Origin of the sequence: Arthrobacter sp. JUb115 (assembly GCF_004365035.1) — a bacterium.
Taxonomy (GTDB): Bacteria; Actinomycetota; Actinomycetes; order Actinomycetales; family Micrococcaceae; genus Glutamicibacter.
In genome coordinates this window covers 276,058-294,250 of sequence record NZ_SOBS01000002.1, presented here as the reverse complement: position 1 = coordinate 294,250, position 18,193 = coordinate 276,058, and the positions used below count along the sequence as shown (strand labels likewise).

Here is an 18,193-nt window from a genome sequence, read left to right as displayed (position 1 = left end):
CCCCGTGGACGTCTTTATCAAGGGCCCTTCCAAGCGCGATGTAGCCGGCATGAAAGCGGCCTTCGGCGAGGTGGAAGCCGGGGACGTGATCTCGGTGCTCTACAAGACCGCCCGCTTCGGCAACTTCCTGATCACCGGTGCCGCGCACGCCACCGTGCTCGACGACGTCATGGTTGGCGGGCTGAACGCGGCCGCTGCCAAGAAGAAAGCCAAAGACGCCGACGGCGGCGAAACCATGGCCCGCCAGCCTGATAAGGACGTGCGCGCCTTCCCCGCAGTCTTCGAAGGCGAGTTCGCCCCGGAAGACGTCGAAGTTTCCGAGCTGTCCCACGGCGATTTGGTTGCCGCATCCTTCAGCCAGGAACCCTACGGTGATTTCGTGATTACCGGCGTGGTCACCGAGGCCGAAAATGATCGCGGCTACCTGATGGTCGGTCCGTGGATCCTGCAAACCGCCGACGGCGCGCCGCCGCGGTTGCTGTCGGTTCAGCGCGTGGCGGCCAACGGCACGCACGTTGCCCCGGTGCCTACGCGCCGCGGCCTGGTCGAGGTAGACGGACTGTAGCCAGCAAAGAGTTCAACAGGCCCCGGTGGATGAGATTATTTTTCATTCACCGGGGCCTTCTTTCTACTTCCGGAAAGGAGGCGGGTTCTCACGGTCGTTGCAACACCTTGATCAAACAGGAGTTGCAACGACCGTCAGAACCCGCCTTGTACGACTTGGTCCGGCATTTATCACTCCACGCGTGCACGACTAGGAGAAGGGCAGCACTATCGATGGTGTTTCAGGTCGTATCTGTGGCTCCCATGGTAATGGGATCAATTTGCCTTGGCGGCGGTATGCCGTCTCAAGCGGGATTCTTATAGACCCAGGCACCGCTAGAACTTACTATGGTAGATAACATCTTCCGGAAGATATAACCGACACAGGTGGGTTGAGATATGAGTACATCTCCCCACCTGCCAAATGTGAAAGTGTACCTTGCGATCAAAACCCATAATTCTGGTGCTCGCGTTTGCCGGATTGTTGCTGTTGTTGGATCTAGCGATGCTGTCTTATCGCGCCATACAGGCTACCACCCTACAGGAGGCAAACTCACTATATACGAACAGAGCTATCGAGTTGAGCGGTGATCCATCGACAGCAATCGATTACGCTCGGGGCGATGGGTTGGATGTAACCATCTTCCAACCGCTCGCTGACGATGATCATATTCGTGCCGTATTTTCGACAACGGACGTGTCTGGATCTTTACCACTGCACGATATCCGTTGGAATGTATCCGATAGTCGTCCGGGGGCATTAGTAGGGGCCAACCTCCAAGCTGTGGGCGCCGAGATCGTAATACTGGGAAAAGAATATGAAGTTGCTGGTTTATTAGGGGCACGGGACAAGAGCCTGTTAGCCGACGAAATCGTTATTTACGATCCACAGTTGTTTGAGGAGCCAGGTGAGCGTCGATTCGTCGTTGACGGACCAGACGCCGATCGGATTACTGAACGTTTCGAGAATACGCGTGCGATTGAATCAGGTCTCTCCAGGCGAACTAATATTGATTTCATTTCTCCCATCATGAATATGCTTACTGTGGTTTTGCTAATCACTGGGACAGGTATTTTAGGGTATCTAACGCATACCTGGGGTGCAGCGCGTGATTCGGTAGATCGGTTGTGGGGACGCACCCGCGCATTTTTGTTGTCACGACATATTCTCTCGTACACGACAGTCTGGATCGTGGCGGCAATAGTACCGACGCTAATTCTATTTAGTGCGGGTCGAGCTAGCTTATTGTTTCAAGATTTTCTCTACTCGCATGTGCTTCTGACATCTATGTTCATTCTCTCTTTCACGACGTCGTTTGTGGTTAGGAACGGAGGAATGAAATGAACGAGTTCATTTTTGATCTACGTCGAAACTGGCTTGCTATTGCAACAAAAGCTGTTATCGTAGTGCTGTTTTTAACGGGTTTATACAGCACTATCAGTTTCTCAGCGTCAACGCAGAACGCGATTATCAAAAGCTTTAGTGATGGAAACAATCAAGATCTCTACCGTGTGACAGATACTTTTATCGATGCCAATGAGTTCACAGAAGTTCGTCAAAGCCCAGAAAAACTAGATCAAATTGGAGAGTTTTACGAGAAACTCAATGAGAGCAAGCTCGTGAACTTATTGTCGTCTTTCAATCAACCTATACCGATTGCTGATTTTAAAGGCAGTGAGTCTTTCGATGCTTGGGCTGGGGGAGACTATGTTAATGGCGGCGTTTACGTCGATCAGCTGACAGGGCGCGAGACACTGGAGGTTCGGTCAATGCAGATGAGTAAGGAAGCGTTTGAATTTTCGCATTTGACGGTCGACGAGGGGCAACTTCCTGATTGGGAGAATATTGACTACAGTTCTGGCCAGATCCCAGTGTTGCTTGGTGCGGACTACAGGGGTATTTACAGTGTCAATGACACACTTGACGGCATGTTCTACATGGAACCGTTCTCACTCAAAGTTGTTGGATTCCTTGAGCCGCACTCTTCGATGTTCTACCAAGACGATATAGACCACTTCCTTGATGACACCATTGTCATCCCGTATCCAAAAACACTACGTGGGATAGCGAAGACGAATCTAGATTTTGGTGGGATATTGTCCTTCGCAATGATCAACAGCGATTTTACTGCCTCGAAAGACATGTCCGGTAACGATATCCTCAAGCATCTTGACCAGATCGGGCGGGAAACTGGATTCACGAACTATGCACTTATAGGTGTGCCTCAATATTTAACTCAATATTCCCTGATGCGAACAATGCTATTTGATAATGTATGGCTAGTCGCCTTCCTTCAAGTTGCTTTAGGAATAGTTGGCGGACTCGTGTTGTGCGCGCTGAGTGCATTCAATTTCCGTCGTCGGCGTACTGTCCTCAATTTACGGTGGATAATTGGAACTTCTTGTTTGGAGTTGCAGAAGTGGATGGGGATGATTGTGCTCATCGAATGGGCCGCAATCGGACTGTTGTTCCTCACTGTTTATCAAGTTTTACCCAATGAGGGTTCATCAGCCGTCGGCTGGATTATTCTGATTTTTGCCGTTGCTGCTTGTGTTGATATTGCTGCTGCTACCAGGTCGACCAAACTGTACTTTCAAAGAAAGATTGCATAGAGACATGACAAGAATCGAACTTCGAGGCCTATCCAAAGGGTTTCGTGAGGCTAACGGCACACCCCATACACTGTTCCAGAACACGAACTTTGAAGCAGATGAGAACGATGCTTCAATTGCCGTCCTCGGACGCAGTGGTTCGGGAAAAAGTACCTTACTTAAAATTTTGGCCGGTCTTGATACTCATTATATGGGGGAATTTCGCTTTAACGAAGAAATTCTCCAGCATAAGGAATCGAGGATGGCGGCCTTTCGCAAGGCGAATGTCGGCGTAATTACGCAACGCTATGATCTGCTACCTGAGCGGACCGCCTTGCAAAATGTCATGTTGGGACTAGGCGGGAATAAGAACGCCTTCCGCGACCCGGCAGCAGACGCACTCGGTCATGTAGGTCTTAGTAAGTACGAAAATCATAGAGTCGGCAGACTCTCAGGTGGCGAAGCTCAGCGTGTGGCGATTGCCCGCGCAATCGTTAAATCTCCAGCAATTCTAATTGCGGATGAGCCAACCGGGGCGCTCGACGAGCAGACGGAAAATGAAGTGTTGGATCTATTCGACATTCTTCGCGCTCGTGGAAGTTTGCTCGTTATTGCAACCCATAGTGAACGAGTAGCTCAACGTTGCGCCAGGCAGGTAGTTATCACAGGTAAGAAAGTAGTTGAAGTCTAGTGTCGATTCTAATCGATAATCCTAGGCTAAAGAAATATTCTGATTAATAAATTCCTAAAACATCACGGCATTATTCCGATGCATAACACTAGATTGGTTTATTTGAGATTTACGTATCTGATTTCTCGCGGTCGAGTCTCTTCTCTGGGCTTATTTTTTGTCAGAGAATTTATCTTCTTGCATCGAAACAAATGCTTTCAGTTCATATTGTGTTATTTTCAAGCTAATTGACGGCTGGAATATTCATATATAACCAGAAATGCAACACTTATGTATCAATCTGAATGCTGCAACGGTGGCGAATGCCTTGCAGGACTTGTCGCTTTGATGATCGCTGGAGCCCTATAGGCACCCCACGGCCCTCGCACAGCCCTACGAAGACCAGGTATGTTGGTTAGCCCTTCGCATTGGACCTAGGCGCGCAGCACCTGGCCGATGATCTCGACGCCCTGGTTGAAGGCTCCAGGGTTCGGGCCGGCAAAGTTCAACCGCAGAAAGCGTCCGGTCGGTTCCGCGGGGAACCAGCTGTCTCCGGCCGAGATGGCCACGCCGCGCATTTCGCAGTCGCGGACCAGCTGCACCAGATTAGTGGCATCCGGCAACCTTGCCCAGAGGTTCAGCCCGCCCAGCGGGACCTGCTCGACATGTGCTTCGGGCAGATGCTGCGCCAGGGCGTCGAGCACCAGATCCCTGCGCGTTGCCAGCTGCTGGCGCACCGAGCGCAAGTGGGTGCGCCACCCGGGCTGGGTGACCACGTCAAGCGCGACGGATTGCAGCGCACCACTGACATACATGGATTGGGCCTGGTTATCGGCCAAGATCCGTTCCCGTGCTGGCCCTCTGGCAATGACGCCGGCAACACGGACCGCCGGGGACACGCTTTTGGTCAGGGAGCGCAGATACACCACATGGCCGCTGTCATCTCTGGCGGCCATCGGTGAAGACTCGGCATTGATCCCCAAATCCTTCGCCCAGTCATCTTCCACCAGGAAAGCGCCACGATTCTTCAGGATTTCCAGCACCCGCTGGGAAACTTCGGGCGACCACTGGGCCCCGGAAGGGTTGGCAAAATTCGGGTGGGCGTAGAAGGCGCGGGCCCCGGTTTGCTCGAAAGCGCGATCCAACTGCCCGGTGTCCGGGCCGTGGGGACCGGCGGGAACGGGGACGAGCTGCACGCCGACTTGCGCGGCCGCGAGGATAGCACCCCAGTAGGTGGGCGATTCGATGAGCATCGGCTTGCCGGCCCCAACCAGTGAGCGGAAGATCGAGCCCAGCCCGCTTTGGCTGCCGGGCAGGACGACGACGTCGCTGGCCGCCGGCGCGCTCAGCCCAGGGGCGGTGATGGCGCCGAGCTCGGATGCGAACCAGCTCTGCAGATCAGGCAGCCCCGCGGCCGGGGTGCGCTGGAGCACCGCATCGCTGCGCGCGACCCGCGAGAAGGCGCTGCGCACCAGTCGTTCTGGCAGCAAGTCTCGATCCGGATAGCCCGACTGCAGGGATATGACGTCATTGGGCGTAGCGCGCTGGGCGGAGGCGAGTTCAGGCAGGGGCCGTTGCACAACGCCCAAGGCCGCGGTTTGCCAGGCATGGTCGTGCGCCCGGGCCACCGGGTGGCTGCGAACGAAGGTGCCGATACCCGGACGCGATTCAATGATGCCCTGGCCGGTGAGGATCCGCAGCGCTTTCTGCACGGTGACCGGGCTGACTTCATAATCCGCCACCAGAGTACGGGTGGAGGGCAGCTGGCTCCCGGCGGGGGCTGTCGCAATCCATTCGCGCAGTACCGCAACCAGGCGCTCACTGCTACTGTTAAACATGAAACTAGATAGTACCGCTACTCTCATTTCGCGGCAACCGCTATCCTCGGGCGTTACCGGGCTGATCTGGGGATTGCTGGGCGTGCTCGCCTTCTCCTTCACCGTGCCCTTCACCCGCATCGCCGTGGAAAGCGGCCATCTGCAACCGCTGTTCGTCGGCGCGGGGCGATCCGTTATCGCCGCAATGCTGGCTGTTGCCGTGCTCTGGAGCACCGGCCAGAAACTTCCGACACGGTCGCAATGGTGGCGTCTGCTGGTCGTCGCCGGGGGAGTCATCGCAGGTTTCCCCCTGCTGACATCCTTTGCGATGACCACGGCTCCGGCCAGCCATGGCGCGGTAGTGATCGCCATCCTGCCTGCAGTGACGGCCGCAGCCGCTGTTCTGCGAACCAGGGAACGACCCAGTGCCAGATTCTGGATCGCGGCTGGTTCTGGGGCATTGGCAGCCTTGGCGTTTGCCGCTTTGCAAGGAGGCGGGCTGGGCAGCTTGCACGGGGCCGACTGGTTGCTCTTCGGGGCGGTGCTCGCTTGCGCTATCGGCTACGCCGAAGGCGGACTGCTCTCGCGGGAGCTCGGTTCATGGCAAACGATCTCATGGGCGCTGGTCCTGGCCTCACCGGTAATGATCACCCTCACGACCGTCTCGGCGCTCCAGCAACCGCCCACGGCAACATTCAGCGAGTGGGCGGCATTCGCCTATCTTGGCGTCGTGAGCATGTTCCTCGGCTTCATTGCGTGGTATCGCGGATTGGCCATCGGCCCGATGGCGCAAGTGAGCCAGGTGCAGCTGGCGCAGCCGGTGATGACGATCTGCTGGGCCGGGATGCTGCTGCACGAACAAATCGGTTGGCCCACCGTGGTTGGCGGCTGCGCGGTCATCGCCTGCGCGCTGCTGGCCGTAAGATCGAGGAACCAGCACATGAGACAGGATGGCGCATCATGAAATCATCAACGAAAACTGGCGCAGTGCCAGTCACCGCTTTGACCGGGCTCAGCGCCTTCCCGCTGACCCCAATGAATGATGACCAACTCGATGAACCTGCATTCATCGGATTGGTGCAGCGACTGGTTGCGGCCGGGGTGGATTCAATTACCGTCCTGGGCTCGACCGGTTCGTACATGTACCTGGACCGCGCGGAGCGCGAACGCGTCATCGGGTTGGCGGTGCAGCATGCAACGGGGATCCCGGTGCTGGCTGGAGTCGGCGCCATGCGCACGGCCCACGTCCTGGCGCATATTGACGACGCCAAGGCCGCCGGTGCGGCCGGCGTTCTGCTCGCCCCGGTGGGCTACCAGCGGCTGGACGATGATGAAGTCTTCGCACTGTTCAGGGCGGCGACCGAACGCAGCGACTTACCGGTCGTTGTCTATGACAACCCTGGGACAACGCATTTCACCTTCAGCAACGGGCTTTATGCGCGCATCGCGCAGTTGCCGGGGATCATTTCCATCAAGATTCCGGGGGTTCCGGCCGATCCGGTGGATGCGCTGGCGCATGTCGCGGCGATTCGGGCGGTGCTTCCCGATCACGTAGGCATCGGGGTATCGGGCGATGCGTTCGGGGCAGCCGGACTCATCGCAGGATGCGACGCGTGGTTTACCGCGGTGGGCGGAACGATCCCGGCCCCGATGCTTGGAATTACGCGTGCGGTGCAGGCCGGAGACCATCAGAAGGCGCTAGCGGTTTCCGAGGATCTGCGGCCGTTGTGGGACCTGATGGCGCAATGCGGCGGCAGCTTGCGCGTCAGTGCCGCCATTGCCGAGCACCTGGGCCTGGCAGCACCCAATTGCCTGCCCTTGCCGGTCCAGGGACTTAACCGGGAGCAGCGGGCAAGGGTGGCGCTGGTGCTCGATGGACTGGGGCAGGCAAGTCTCTAGCTGGGTGGCCAGCGGCCCTGTTCGGCCAGTGCGAGGCTTCGATTTCGATTCATGATCGTGAAGCCGGCAGATTCGAAACTGGCCAAGATGCCGGAAAATAGGCCCTCTCTGCCCTTGTAGGTGATTCCGGTATCGGTGGGGCGGGCATGCTCGACCGCGGCAGCAGGCAACTGCCCTGAAATGATCCGCCCGCGGAATGCGGGGCGGATCACGAGACAAATCAGCACCCAGGCGGATTCCGCCCCGCGGTTCCATTCTTCATCCTTGAAGTACTGGCATTGGCACCACTAGGGATCGCACTGCTGGCCGGATTCCAAGTTCCATGGAGTCTTCTTCGCGGGCTGGTTCCGGGCGCGCGGTGGGCGTACCCTGTGGCTAACCAGCGAACTTGGCCATCTTTGCCTGGCCATCTAGGAGCGAAAGGGTGCCTACCACCATGCCGCGAATCATCCGTTTTGACCATATCGGCGTCACCGTTGCAGACCTTGAGCTGGTGACTGGCTTCTTCATCGGCTTGGGCTTGAGTGTCGAGGGCAGGGTCGACGGGATGGAAGGGGAGTTCCTGGAAACCGTGTGCGGGGTCAAGGGCTCGCGCACGAATGTCGTCATGCTCAAGTCCGCGGATTCGGAGGTCGGCATCGAGCTGGCCAGCTTCGAGAAGCCTGCCCATGAACCGGGCAACCCGCACGCCATGGCCAACGAACTGGGACTGCGCTCGATCGCCTTCGAGGTAGATGACCTCCAGGGGATGGTCGCCGGCCTTGAAACCCGGGGCTATGGACTGATCGGCGGCGTCGGGGAATACGAAGGCGCCTGGAAAATGGCTTATGTGCGGGGCCCCGAAGGGCTGACGGTAGCCCTGGCCCAGCGGCTGGGAAACTAGGCGAAGCAGTCGTTAACCAGCAGGTGCCCGGGCCCGGGGGAAATCCCCCTGGTCCGGGCACCTGCTCGTTGGCTCTAGCGCTTGGCCTTCTGCAAGGACTTCTCGCTGATTGGCGCATTGTCGCTGGCGCGCAGCTTGCGGAAGTACTCCATGGCCTCATCCTGGCGCTCGGCTTCGCCGCCCGAGGAGATATCGGCACGCAGGTGGTCCTGGGTGTAGCCGAAGGCTTCCACCAAGTCCTGGGCATGCGGGCGCAGGCGGGCAAGCAGGCGGTTGATGTAGCCGGACAGGGTGCGGGCACGCTGCATCGAGAGCAGGCCGTTGGCCAGGTACCAGCCCAGGTCATCCTCGATCAGGGTTAGCGCGAAGACATCGCGCAACCAGGTCAGCACCTCCTTGGTGGTCGGATCCCCGGTCTTCTCCAATGCCGCGGTGAATGCTTCCCAGCGCAGCAGCTGGCCGTGGTCGCGTGCCGCGGAGATCAGCAGGTCCTGGTTCTCGTTGAATGCGGCGGCAGCCTTGGCCTTGTTCTTCCCGGCACCGCGCAGGGCGTTGGCCACCTCGGCGACCTTGGCGTTGATGCGGTCGGTGAACAGAGCGCGCTGGTTCTCCGGGTCCTTGAAGAAATTGGCGCTCTTGCGCTCATCGGAGATATCCGCGAACGCCTGGCCGACGCTGCGCAGGCCCGAGCGGTGCAGGGCAGTGGTGCCCACCTGCTTGGCCACGTACAGGGCCATGGCCCCGGTATCGAGCTTGCGGAATTCGGCGGCATAGTCGGTGAGCAGGCGCTTGCCCACCAGCTGCAGCAGCACATTGTTGTCTCCCTCGAAGGTCACGTAGACATCGAGGTCTGCATAGAGCTGGGTGAAGCGGTTCTTGGCGATGAACCCGGCTCCGCCGCAGGCTTCGCGGCATTCCTGCAGGGTGTCCAGCGCGTCCCAGGTGCTCAGCGGCTTGAGCGCCGCGGCGAGGGTTTCCAGATCCTGGCGGTCCGTGTCGCTGTCCTCGCGCCCGGAGAAGACCGCGTCGAACTTCTCCAGCAGCCCATCGTGGGCGAAGGAGGCAGCGTAGGTGCGGGCCAGGCGGGTGATCAACCGGCGCTGGTGGCGCTGGTAGTCCAGCAAGGTGGTTTCCTCGGTGTCCGAGGTGGAGTTGAACTGGCGGCGCTGGTTGCCGTAGGTGATCGCGATCTGCAGGGCGATCTTCGAGGCGTTGGTGGCGGCGCCATCAAGCGATACGCGGCCCTGGACCAGGGTGCCGAGCATGGTGAAGAAGCGGCGTCCCGGGGAGGGAATCGGCGAGGAATAGGTGCCGGTTTCATCCACGTTGCCGTAGCGGTTGAGCAGGTTGGTGCGCGGCACGCGGACGTTGGTGAAGTGCAGACGGCCGTTATCGATGCCGTTCAGCCCGCCCTTCAGCCCGTCATCTTCGCCTCCGATGCCTTCAAGGAAGTTGCCTGCTTCATCGCGGATCGGCACGTAGAAGCAGTGCACGCCGTGGTTCACGCCCTTGGTGATCAGCTGCGCGAAGACGGTGGCGGCCTTGCCGTGCAGGGCGGCGTTGCCCAGGAATTCCTTCCAGGCGGCCTTGAACGGAGTATGGATGACGAACTCATCGGTGGCTTCGTCGTAGGTAGCGGTGGTGGCAACTGCGGCCACATCGGAGCCGTGGCCGATTTCGGTCATGGCGAAGGCGCCGGGGGTGTCCAGGTTCATCGCCCCGGGCAGCCATGCCTTGTGGTGCTCTTCGGTGCCCAGGTGCAGGATCGCCCCGGCAAACAGGCCCCACTGCACGCCGGCCTTGATCTGCAGCGACGGGTCCGCGGCGACCAGTTCCTCGAAGGCGGCGATGGATCCGCCGTGGTCGTTCTTGCCGCCGAATTCGGTGGGGAAGGCGCGCTGGACGGCTTCCTGCTGCACCAGGATGCCCAGCTGGCCCAGAACGCGTTCGCGGTGCTCATCCATGCCCAGCAGCGGGTCGCGCTGCAGCTGCGGGTCCGCGGCGCGGGCGCGAGAGGCCTTGCGGATTTCGGCATAGGGGCCGAAGAGCTGTTCGGACAGGGCGTTGACGTTGATGCGGTTCTCGCTCATGACGTGTCTTTCTATTCGGTGGTGAGTCGGGTTGGGAGTGCACCTGGGTGCTTCAGTTGGTTTTCGGGGTCCGGGTGGAGGCGATGCCATAGGCCAGCCAATTGGTCAGTTCCGCGGCCAGCGACGGCAATGCCGGCTTGTTGGCGGAATCCGGTTGGCGCAGCCACTGTTCGCCGGCCGCGCGGACCATGCCCAGCGCCGCGCGCGGCCACAACTCCAGGGTCGCGGAAGTGGCGCGCTGGTCATAGAGCTTGAGCAGGCGTTCGCTCATCAAGCTGGATGCCTCTTCGAAGAAGGTGCTCAGGGCGCCAGCGGATTCATCGTCGGCGCAGCGCGGGGCCGATGTCACGAAGAAGTACAGGTTCGGGCTGTTGGCTGCCAGCTCCAGGTAGGAGGAAACCATGGCGTGCAGGGCGCTGATTTCGTCTTCCTTGGCCAGGCCTGCGGCGATGACGCGTTCGCGGAAGTCGTTGATGACCATGGCGCTCAGTGCCTGGCGCAGGCCCTCCTTGTCGCCGAAGTACCGGTAGTACACCGGTTTGGAAGTTTTCGCGTGATTGGCGATGTCTTCCATGGAGACCTGCGGGCCGAGCTTGTGCACGGCCTTGCGCGCCAGCTTGAGCAGTTCTTCGTGGCGCGCGGTGCGATGCGCTTGCCAGCGAGCTGCCCGGCCGTCGGTCTCGCGGTCGATTTCCCCAGTGATCTTGTTCACGTAACTCACAGTATCATGTACTCTTGGTTGCAGTAATACTTGTCACACCAGAATATTTGTAGGAGTTCAACGAACATGAGCCAGCCCTCTGTGCGCAATGCCGTGATCATCGGTGGCAACCGCATTCCCTTCGCCCGTTCCAATACCGCCTACGTCAATGCGTCCAACCAGGACATGTTCACTGCAGCACTCGAGGGCCTGGTCGCCCGCTTCGGCCTGCAGGGACAGCGCATCGGCGCCGTCGCCGGCGGCGCGGTGCTCAAGCATTCCAAGAACTTCAACCTGATCCGCGAATCGGTGCTCGGCTCCTCGCTGGATCACGCCACCCCGGCCTATGACGTGCAGATGGCTTGCGCCACCGGCATGGAAGCCATCGGCTCGCTGGCCAACAAGATCAAGCTGGGCCAGCTCGATTCCGCCATCGGCGGCGGCGTGGACACCACCTCCGACGCGCCGATCGCCGTCTCGGATGCGCTGCGCGGCATCCTGATGGAGCTTTCCCGCGCCCGCAGCACCAAGGCCAAGCTCGCCGCGCTGGTCAAGCTGCGCCCAGGCCATCTGGCCCCCGCAGCCCCCGGCACCGGCGAACCGCGCACCGGCCTGTCCATGGGCGACCACCAGGCAATCACCACCAAGAAGTGGGGCATCACCCGCGAGGCCCAGGATGAACTGGCCCTGGCCAGCCACCAGAACTTGGCGGCCGCCTACGACCGCGGCTTCTTCAATGACCTGGTCACCCCGTTCAACGGCCTGTCCAAGGACAACAACCTGCGCGCCGATTCCACCATGGAAAAGCTGGGCAAGCTCAAGCCCGCCTTCGGCAGGAACCTGGGCGATGCGGCGACCATGACCGCCGGAAACTCCACCCCGCTGACCGACGGCGCCTCGGCCGTGCTGCTGGGCAGCGAAGAGTACGCGCAAGCCAACGACCTGCCGATGCTGGCCAATTTCGTGGACTTCGAAGCGGCAGCAGTGGACTTCGTGCACGGTGCCGAGGGCCTGCTGATGGCTCCGGCCTACGCCACCGCCCGGATGCTGGAGCGCAACAACCTCACCTTGCAGGACTTCGATTTCTACGAGATCCACGAGGCCTTCGCAGGCACCGTGCTCTCGACGCTCAAGGCGTGGGAGGACGAGGAATTCTGCCGCGAGAAGCTGGGGCTGGATGCCCCGCTGGGCGCCATCGACCGGTCGAAGCTGAACGTGAACGGCTCCTCGCTGGCCGCAGGGCACCCCTTCGCCGCCACCGGCGGGCGCATCATCGCCAGTACCGCGAAAATGCTGCATGAAAAGGGCTCGGGTCGCGCGCTGATTTCGGTCTGCGCCGCAGGTGGCCAGGGCGTCGTCGCAATTCTGGAGGCTCGCAGCTAATGGCGGACAAGTACATGGAACTGGTTAATTCCGGGATCACCAAGAAGCTGGCCACCCTGCTGGGCTTGCCGCGTCCTCCGCGCTTGCGCCGCTACAGCCCCGATGCGCCACTGCTGCCCGGCCCGGTGCTGGTGCTCGGTGCCTCGTCCAAGGCCCAGGACCTGAGCGACACCCTGGTCGCCTGGGGGCTGGATGTGCGCCGGCACGACGCCGGCGATGCCAAGCTCGGCGGCCTGGTGCTGCTGCTCGATGAACTCGAGCACCCCACCGAGCTGTCGCCGCTGATGCTGGCGGCCGGCCAGGCGTTGCGCAAGCTGCTGCCAGGTGGCCGCGTGGTGGCCTTCTCCCGTCCCGCCAGCGATGACGATGCGCCGGAGCTTTCCGCCGTGTGCCAGGGCATCGACGGCATCGTGCGCTCGATGGGCCGCGAAATGCGCGGTGGAGCCACCGCCAACGGCATCGTGCTTGCCCAAGGCACCAGCGTTGCCAGCCCTAGTGCGCTGGCCGCGCTGCGCTTCTTCTTCTCCGGGCGCAGCGCCTACGTGGACGGCCAGTTCCTTTCTGTGCGCACCAATGATGGCGTGCTGCCTGCCGACTTCGCCAAGCCGCTGGCCGGCAAGGTCGCGGTGGTGACCGGTGCCGCTCGCGGCATCGGCGCGGCCATCGCCAAGACGCTGTCCCGCGACGGCGCGCAGGTGGTTGTGGTGGATATGCCTGCTGCCGGCGAATCGCTAGCCAAGGTCGCCAACTCCATCGGCGCCACCGCCTTGCAGCTGGATGTCACCGCCCAGGATGCCGCCCAGCAGATCATGGACCATGCGATCGGCCGCCATGGCTCGCTGGATCTGGTGATCCACAATGCCGGTATCACCCGGGACAAGCTGCTGGCCAATATGGATGCCGGCCGCTGGGACTCGGTGATTGCCGTGAACATCGCTTCGCAGCTGCGCATGAATGAGGCCTTCCTGGCAGCCAAGCTGCCCGGTTTGCGCATCGTTTCGCTGGCTTCCACCTCCGGCATTGCCGGGAACCGCGGCCAGACCAACTATGCAGCCTCCAAGGGCGGGGTGATCGGCATGGTGCACGCCAGCGCCAAGCTGTTTGCAGAAAATGGTGGCTCCATCGCCGCTGTGGCTCCGGGGTTCATCGAGACCGAGATGACCGCGAAGATCCCGCTGGGTACCCGCACCGTTGCCCGCATGGTTCTGCCTTCGCTGATGCAAGGCGGTCTGCCGGTAGACGTTGCCGAGGCGATTAGCTTCCTCGGGTCCGATGCCGCGGCCGGGTTGAACGGCCAGGTGCTGCGGGTCTGCGGCCAATCGCTGGTAGGTGCCTAGATGGGTGCGCAGATCGTCACCTCGATTCCCTCGATGGCCTCGGTCTATGCCAAGGCCGTGAAGACCCTGAAGCGGAAGCCGAAGAACCCGGTGCTGCCAGAAACCGTCCTGGTCTTCCAGGGTGCCAAGGCCGATCCGGTGAAACTCGCCGAGTTCCGCCAGGCCGTAGGCGCGCCGATGAACGGCGTGCTGCCCAGCCTCTACTTGCACTCGCTGGCTTTCCCGCTGGCTATGTCCTTGATGGTGCAAGATGATTTCCCCTTGCCGCTGCTGGGCATGATCCACCTGTCCAACCAGGTCGATGTGGTTGCGCCGCTGGCTGAGGATGAGGCTTTTGACATCGAGGTGCACAGCGAGAACCTATCGGCCCATCCCCATGGGGCGACCTCCGACTTGGTGATGCGCCTCGTCGTGGACGGGCAGGACCGGGTGCTGCTGCGCAGCACGTTCTTGGCCAAAGGCGTGCGGCTCGAGGGCCGTACACCGGAGAAGAGCGCGCATCCGGCCTTTGCTGCACCGCAGCGTACCGCGAGCTGGAAACTGGATCAGGGAACGGGACGTCGTTGGGCCGCAGTAGCCGGCGACTACAACCCGATTCACCTGTCCGCGCTCAGCGCCAAGGCGTTGGGCATGCCAGCGGCTATTGCCCATGGCATCTACCTGGCAGCCCGGGCATTGGCGGGGATCGAACCAGCTAACGGAACGTACCGCTGGAGCATCGAGTTCAAGTCCCCGGTAGTGCTTCCGGCATCGGTTGACCTGGCCTTCCAGCCGCAAGCCGATGGGTACAAGGTCCACGCGTGGAATGCACGCAAGTCCAAGCCCCACTTCGAGCTGGATCTGGTGCGCAGCTAGGCTCCACCGCTAGTGCCTTGGCCTTCAATGGAATTGCCTTGAAGGCCAAGGCACTATTGCGTTCAACGTACTTGGCGCTCGGACTGGGCGACACGGTAGCTGGCCAGGGTGGCCACGGCCGCGCGTTCCCAGGTGAAGAGGGCCGAATGTTCCAGCGCCCCATGTCCGGCAGCGGTAATCTGTTCAGGATCCCGGGCCAGTTCAAGCAGCTTGGCGGCCCAAAGCTGGGCATCAGGCTCGGTCATGAGCCAACCGGATTCGCCGTCATTGACGGCGTAGGCCAACCCTCCCACCGCATTGGCCAACACCGGCGTGCCACAGGCCTGCGCTTCGGCGGCCACCAATCCGAAAGTCTCGGAGAGCGAGGGCACCGCGACGACATCGGCATTGGCGAAGACGAGCGCCAGCTTCTCGGGGGAGAGCGGATCGAAGAACCGGACGACGTCCTCCAGGCCGTGGTGTTGGACTTGCGCTGGCAGGTCGTAGTCCGTTGCCCCGGACAGCGCACCGAACAGCGATGCGGTAATGCGCAGGGCTGGATCCTCGCGACGCGCGATGCCCATGGCTTCGAGCAGAAGATGGGCTCCCTTCAGCGGTTGCATGCGCCCGGCGTAGACCAGGTGCAGGTCATCGTCTCCCAGAGGCCGGCGCAGCTTGTCCTGATCCGGGTGGAAGATGCGGTGGTTGACGCCGGGCAGGACGATGTCGAGCTTGTTCGAGTCCACGGCGTAGAAGCGCTGCAGCTGTTTCGCCTCGACGGGCGTGTTCGCGATGATGCGCGCGCAGTCGGCGAGCAGCTGCTTCTCTGCTTCCTTTCGCTTCCCAGGCTCGGGGAGACCTGATTCGTGTTCCTTGGCCGCGGCCGAGGTGTGCATCGAGACCAGCAAGGGAGCGGACCAGCGCTGCGCCAGTTGCAGCCCCACCATTCCGGAGAGCCAATAGTGCCCGTGGACGACATCGAACTTCATGCCGTGCAAGTGCGTTGCGATTTCCTCCGCGGCCTCGTCGATGATCGCCGGGAGCTGTTCCTTGGCAAGGTTCCGATGGGCAGCGATCTGCACCTGATGCATCCACACGCCCTCGCTGACCTGGAGCGACTCGGATTCGTTGGCGGTGCGCGTGAGCATGTGGACTTCGTGGCCCAGGGCGCCCAGCGCATAGGAAAGGTTCTGGATGTACACGTTCATGCCACCTGCATCGCCGGAGCCCGGCTGCTGCATCGGTGAGGTATGCAGGGAAAGCATGGCTATGCGCATGTTCAGTACTCCAGTAGTGCTGTGCTAGTGACGGAATTTTTCGTTCAAAACTCCGCCTCTGATGCTATCAAGAAGCCAGGTCCAGCATGTTCGCGTTCGCCGATGTCCAGTGATCGACCATCTCCGCTCCGCCGTGGCCATCGGTCTCGCAGATAACCAGTGAGGAAGCTGGCCAGAGCTGGTGAAGTTTCCATGCCGTCATTGACGGTCCGGAAACATCGGCTCGTCCGTGGATCAAAACGGCCGGCAGGTGCCGGATCCCAGCCATATTCTCGATGATCGGCGGCTGGCAGAAACCATCATGGGCCCAGAAATGAGTGGTCAGCCGTGCCATCGAATGCCGGAAGCGGCGGTCATGCCAGCGCGGATCGCGGATTACCTGCTCCGATCCGAGGGAAATGTGGGTATCCTCCCATAGCGCCCATTCGCGGGACGCCGCATCGCGAAGTTCCAGATCGGTGGAGCCGAGCAGTTGCGCGTAGGCCTCGACCAGTCGCAGTTCACCCGCCGCGTAGGCCGGAATGTGGCTGCTGGCGAATCGCGAGAAGCGGTCCCATGCTTCCGGGAAGAGCGCTCCAACAGTTTCGGTGATCCATTGGACTTCTTCACGGCTCGTTGTCGTGACGGCGAAAAGCACCATGCCGACGACGCGTTCGGGATGGGCCTGTGCGTAGGCGAGAGCCAAGGTCGAGCCCCAGGACACGCCATTGATAATCCATTTCTCGATACCCAGCCCGACACGCAGCGTTTCGATATCGGCTATCAGCCGCTGGGTAGTGAATTCTCCGATGTCCGTATCCGCAGCGGCTGCCGAGGGGAGAGAACGTCCGCAACCGCGCTGTTCAAAACCAATGAGGCGAGTACGGGACAGATCCCAGCGGTTCCGGTAGCCGCTCGCGCCGAGTGTTCCTCCTGGTCCACCGTGCAGGTGCAGTGCCGGGATTCCCCCGGGACTGCCGAACTCTTCCCAGTACAGCTGGTGGCCGTCATCAGTTGGCATGAGCCCCTGCTGGGCGGGGACGTTGCCCGGGGAAGAGTCAGTCATATAAGCACTTTACGACAGCGCACGTGCAAGCGCGGGGGAGGCATGCGCCGCATCCTCAATCGAGGGCGGGGAGTCGTTCGGATTAAATAAAGAAATCCCCGGTTGACCGAAGTCAACCGGGGATTCTACCTGTGCGCGAAAGGGGACTTGAACCCCTACCCTCTTGCGAGGACTAGCACCTCAAGCTAGCGCGTCTACCTATTCCGCCACCCGCGCAGGTTGTCTGTTGTTCGCGTTGTTATCGCTGGCAACGAAGTAAAACTTTACCACCCCCAGCAGGGGATTTCCAATCGGGAAACTCCTCGCAACTGGAGGGTGAAAACCCCGGAATTCCGCGGGAAAACCGGGATTGAGTAGAGGTTTAAGGCAAAAAATCAGAAAATCAGTGTCGAGCGTCACAGGAATGTCATGCGATCTGCCTAGTGAAACCCGGGTTTAGCGGCTCTACTGCGCAGGTGGGCCGAGCCTGGCGGACAGCGTTGCCGCATCGATTACTTCGTTGAAGATCGCGCCACCAGGTTCCAAGCCGCGGCCCGCGGCCAAGTTGGGCAGGAGGACCGGAGAGAAGCCCAAGGCGAGGGTAAGTTCCGAAACCGTCTGGGCATCCTGCTTGTTATCCGATGCGACGCCCAGGGCGCGTTGCGCGGATTGCTTGGTTGCCCGATCCGCGTCCATGTCCCAGTGGCTGATGTGATTGAGCGCTTTGACCACGCGAGAGCTCTTGAAGTGGGTTGCAATGCCTTCGGAGCTGGACAAGCCGGCCTCAAGTGATGTTTCCAGCCAGTCGGGAAGCGGCTCGTCTTCCCAGCGATTGGTTGCATCCACCAGCAAGATGCCCGCCAGGGATGGGACATCAATGTCGTCGAGTTCCTCTTGCGGCACCATGAGCACCACCAAATCGGCATCCTCGGCGATGTCTTCGGCCAGTACGGCGGTGGCATGCGATGCGTACTGCGTCAGGTGGTACTTCATCATCCGTGGAGGCCTGGAACCTGCGATGCGTACGTCGATTCTGGCCGATGCTGCTGCGCGGGCGAGGGCTGTGCCGGCTCGTCCCGCTCCAAGGATTCCAATCCGCTTGATGCTCATAGCCTCCAGCCTAAACGCGAAAGCCATGGTGGCA

General features: G+C 60.7%; 17 protein-coding genes and 1 tRNA gene. 10 read left to right on the top strand and 8 right to left on the bottom strand.

Annotated elements, in window-relative coordinates:
- The first annotated feature begins 4 nt into the window (after positions 1-4).
- The 4 genes from EDF61_RS04550 (at position 5) to EDF61_RS04535 (ending at position 3,826) form a co-directional block, all read left to right on the top strand.
- Positions 5-565, top strand: a complete 561-nt coding sequence (locus EDF61_RS04550; protein WP_105661251.1) for a hypothetical protein — start codon at positions 5-7, stop codon at positions 563-565.
- A gap of 441 nt (positions 566-1,006) precedes the next feature.
- The gene (locus EDF61_RS04545) at positions 1,007-1,888 is read left to right on the top strand and encodes a hypothetical protein (RefSeq protein WP_133833393.1); all 882 of its coding nucleotides are present in this window, start codon (positions 1,007-1,009) and stop codon (positions 1,886-1,888) included.
- Positions 1,885-3,156, top strand: coding sequence for a hypothetical protein (locus EDF61_RS04540; protein ID WP_105661253.1), 1,272 nt, complete (start codon positions 1,885-1,887; stop codon positions 3,154-3,156). Before EDF61_RS04545 ends, EDF61_RS04540 begins: the two co-directional genes overlap by 4 nt.
- Before the next feature lie 4 nt (positions 3,157-3,160).
- The gene (locus EDF61_RS04535; RefSeq protein ID WP_105661254.1) at positions 3,161-3,826 is read left to right on the top strand and encodes an ABC transporter ATP-binding protein; all 666 of its coding nucleotides are present in this window, start codon (positions 3,161-3,163) and stop codon (positions 3,824-3,826) included.
- Positions 3,827-4,239: 413 nt separating this feature from the next.
- On the opposite strand, the gene EDF61_RS04530 is transcribed toward EDF61_RS04535, so the two are convergent.
- Entirely contained in the window at positions 4,240-5,643 is a 1,404-nt protein-coding gene (locus tag EDF61_RS04530) for an aminotransferase-like domain-containing protein (RefSeq protein ID WP_133833392.1), read from the bottom strand.
- Here EDF61_RS04530 and EDF61_RS04525 point away from each other — a divergent pair.
- Positions 5,642-6,586 (top strand): DMT family transporter, encoded by a 945-nt coding sequence (locus EDF61_RS04525; RefSeq protein ID WP_133833391.1) that lies wholly within the window; start codon positions 5,642-5,644, stop codon positions 6,584-6,586. The two genes, EDF61_RS04530 and EDF61_RS04525, sit on opposite strands and share 2 nt — an antisense overlap.
- Positions 6,583-7,521 (top strand): dihydrodipicolinate synthase family protein, encoded by a 939-nt coding sequence (locus EDF61_RS04520; protein WP_105661257.1) that lies wholly within the window; start codon positions 6,583-6,585, stop codon positions 7,519-7,521. Before EDF61_RS04525 ends, EDF61_RS04520 begins: the two co-directional genes overlap by 4 nt.
- On the opposite strand, the gene EDF61_RS04515 is transcribed toward EDF61_RS04520, so the two are convergent.
- Positions 7,518-7,733 carry a hypothetical protein gene (locus EDF61_RS04515; protein ID WP_105661258.1) on the bottom strand — a complete coding sequence of 72 codons (216 nt, stop codon included), beginning with the start codon at positions 7,731-7,733 and terminating at the stop codon, positions 7,518-7,520. The genes EDF61_RS04520 and EDF61_RS04515 overlap by 4 nt on opposite strands.
- Positions 7,734-7,945: 212 nt before the next feature.
- On the opposite strand from EDF61_RS04515, the gene EDF61_RS04510 reads away from it, so the two are divergent.
- On the top strand, positions 7,946-8,404 hold the full coding sequence (locus tag EDF61_RS04510; protein WP_332504360.1) for a VOC family protein: 459 nt from the start codon (positions 7,946-7,948) through the stop codon (positions 8,402-8,404).
- 74 nt (positions 8,405-8,478) lie between these two features.
- Here the strand turns inward: EDF61_RS04510 and EDF61_RS04505 are convergent, their stop codons facing one another.
- Positions 8,479-10,584 carry an acyl-CoA dehydrogenase family protein gene (locus EDF61_RS04505; protein WP_502699056.1) on the bottom strand — a complete coding sequence of 702 codons (2,106 nt, stop codon included), beginning with the start codon at positions 10,582-10,584 and terminating at the stop codon, positions 8,479-8,481.
- Entirely contained in the window at positions 10,547-11,206 is a 660-nt protein-coding gene (locus EDF61_RS04500; protein WP_105661260.1) for a TetR/AcrR family transcriptional regulator, read from the bottom strand. The genes EDF61_RS04505 and EDF61_RS04500 overlap by 38 nt, the downstream gene beginning before the upstream one ends.
- A 75-nt stretch (positions 11,207-11,281) precedes the next feature.
- On the opposite strand from EDF61_RS04500, the gene EDF61_RS04495 reads away from it, so the two are divergent.
- Genes EDF61_RS04495 through EDF61_RS04485 form a run of 3 tightly spaced genes read left to right on the top strand, consistent with a single transcriptional unit; the run spans position 11,282 to position 14,769 of the window.
- Positions 11,282-12,577, top strand: a complete 1,296-nt coding sequence (locus tag EDF61_RS04495) for an acetyl-CoA C-acetyltransferase (RefSeq protein ID WP_133833389.1) — start codon at positions 11,282-11,284, stop codon at positions 12,575-12,577.
- Positions 12,577-13,914, top strand: a complete 1,338-nt coding sequence (locus EDF61_RS04490) for a 3-oxoacyl-ACP reductase (protein WP_105661262.1) — start codon at positions 12,577-12,579, stop codon at positions 13,912-13,914. The genes EDF61_RS04495 and EDF61_RS04490 overlap by 1 nt, the downstream gene beginning before the upstream one ends.
- The gene (locus EDF61_RS04485; protein WP_133833388.1) at positions 13,915-14,769 is read left to right on the top strand and encodes a MaoC family dehydratase; all 855 of its coding nucleotides are present in this window, start codon (positions 13,915-13,917) and stop codon (positions 14,767-14,769) included.
- Positions 14,770-14,831: 62 nt separating this feature from the next.
- On the opposite strand, the gene EDF61_RS04480 is transcribed toward EDF61_RS04485, so the two are convergent.
- The 4 genes from EDF61_RS04480 to EDF61_RS04465 form a co-directional block, all read right to left on the bottom strand.
- On the bottom strand, positions 14,832-16,025 hold the full coding sequence (locus EDF61_RS04480) for a glycosyltransferase (RefSeq protein WP_105661264.1): 1,194 nt from the start codon (positions 16,023-16,025) through the stop codon (positions 14,832-14,834).
- A 67-nt stretch (positions 16,026-16,092) separates the two neighbouring features.
- Positions 16,093-17,070: an alpha/beta fold hydrolase gene (locus EDF61_RS04475; RefSeq protein WP_105661265.1), complete on the bottom strand. Its 978-nt coding sequence runs from the start codon at positions 17,068-17,070 to the stop codon at positions 16,093-16,095.
- 132 nt (positions 17,071-17,202) lie between these two features.
- Positions 17,203-17,286 (bottom strand) — tRNA-Leu (locus EDF61_RS04470).
- Positions 17,287-17,514: 228 nt separating this feature from the next.
- Positions 17,515-18,159 carry an NADPH-dependent F420 reductase gene (locus tag EDF61_RS04465; protein WP_133833387.1) on the bottom strand — a complete coding sequence of 215 codons (645 nt, stop codon included), beginning with the start codon at positions 18,157-18,159 and terminating at the stop codon, positions 17,515-17,517.
- Positions 18,160-18,193: the final 34 nt, after the last annotated feature.